This window comes from Citrobacter sp. CK206 (genome assembly GCF_030333125.1).
Lineage (GTDB): Bacteria > Pseudomonadota > Gammaproteobacteria > Enterobacterales > Enterobacteriaceae > Citrobacter_B > Citrobacter_B koseri.
In genome coordinates this window covers 1-1,663 of the sequence record NZ_JAOWGM010000010.1, presented here as the reverse complement: position 1 = coordinate 1,663, position 1,663 = coordinate 1, and the positions used below count along the sequence as shown (strand labels likewise).

The 1,663-nt window shown below is 47.7% G+C and carries 2 protein-coding genes; one reads left to right on the top strand and one right to left on the bottom strand.

Annotated features, from left to right (window positions below; all coding sequences use genetic code 11):
- On the top strand, window positions 1–728 hold a 728-nt coding region (locus tag OGX81_RS00610; RefSeq protein ID WP_286487490.1), incomplete at its 5' end, for a tail fiber domain-containing protein.
- 57 nt (window positions 729–785) lie between these two features.
- On the opposite strand, the gene OGX81_RS00605 is transcribed toward OGX81_RS00610, so the two are convergent.
- Window positions 786–1,663 (bottom strand): pyocin knob domain-containing protein (locus tag OGX81_RS00605; protein WP_353654432.1); only part of this gene is annotated, 878 nt, incomplete at its 5' end.

Below are 1,663 nucleotides of genomic sequence, written 5' to 3'. Positions count from 1 at the left end.
TCGGTTTAGGAACATCGGACACGGTGATGGTTGCCGGGATTTCCGCAACGACCGGGGATATGACAGTACAGTCAGCTACAGGGAGCATGCGTTACAATGCAGGCTCCGGCAAAGAACATGTCTTTAACTCTGCGGCGCTGCGTGCTCTTTTTAACTGCCCTGTAGCCCTCTCCTCTGGTTCAATTACTATCCCAGGTACGGCATCAGCGACGGCACCTTCCGGCCCGGGTATACGTGGTATTTATGCGGGCGTAGACTCAGCCAACTTTGACAATGCGGCTAACATCAACCTTTATTCGTGGTACGGGATTGGATTCTGCACCGCGTACACATCACCAACCAATGGTGTACAGGAAGGAAAACCTGCCGTGTATATCAATACACGAAATGGAACAATTAACGCGAAAGGAGCGGTTCAGGCCAACGGAGTTACTCTGACGTCAGACTGGAACGCAAAAGAGGAAGTGAACATCATCGACCCCACAGAGGCTCTGGATAAGATCGCCGCGCTTGATGGTTACACGTTCCGCTATAAGGATGCGGAATCTAAACGTCTTACAGCCGGGGCATTAGCGCAAGATCTAGATTTAGTAATTCCCGATCTGGTGATTCGTGATGAAGGATCTGATTATCTCGTTGCCGACTATATGGGGCTGATTGGTTATCTTCTCGCTGCCGTGAAGGGGTTGAAGTTGAAAGTTGACGAAATATCTACCACAGAAAAGTAGGTATTCACACAACCTGGGTTGTGTCCGTTTCTGTCGAAAAGTCTGCCGATTCTATATTCAATCGGCGGATGCTCCAGGAGTTTCAGTCATAGCTTTTTCGGCTTCGGCCACTCGCTGATTCCATACACTGCTTTCCGGCATTTCTACACGCACTGAAACAAACGTATTTGAAGGGATATCAACCGGCTCACCATCGGCAATACCTTTAATCGTATTCCTTGCAAACTCCGGGGCGTTCTGGTGTTCCCGGTGATACGTTTTGATAACCATATCGCCATCCTCCAGCACCTTATAGTCAATCCAGATTAGAGGCTGGCCGTTTATGTCTTTCGGGATCTCAATCCCACCGTTTATTCCCCCCCATGCCAGATCGGAGTTAAGACCACGAATGCCAGTGATTTTGTATTCGCCTGTACCTGTACGCTGCACCATTGCCCCTTCCGATTCTGCGTTGGTATCGTAGCTACCATCACCAAATACAGAGACAATCGGAGATGCACGTTTAATAAATCCATTGCTGTCGACGGTAGTGTTCCTGTTAGTCCATACCGCCACCCAATTTTTCCACGCACTTCCGTATCTATGTCTGAAATATAAATTTGCAGCATCATCAGGAACGTAAATTTGTGTTCTACCGCCCCCCCTTGCATGAGTAAAGCACATCATTGCTCCCCAGCCATATGCTTTTCCCGAATTGGTAGGATTCGTGGGCCAGTTAGCAACATTATTTTCGCTTGTTGATATAGCGATTGAATATGTCTCACCACCAGAATCATTACTCTGACCAATAAGCGAGTCCATATCACCATTTAAGTTATTGAAGTGCGAAGCAAAATTGCCATAAAAATTTAGAGCAGATGAGGCACCAGTAGCGGAAGATTTACCCGTTCCACCCAGCGTAACAGGCACCATTCCATTGCTGTCTACTAAACCGA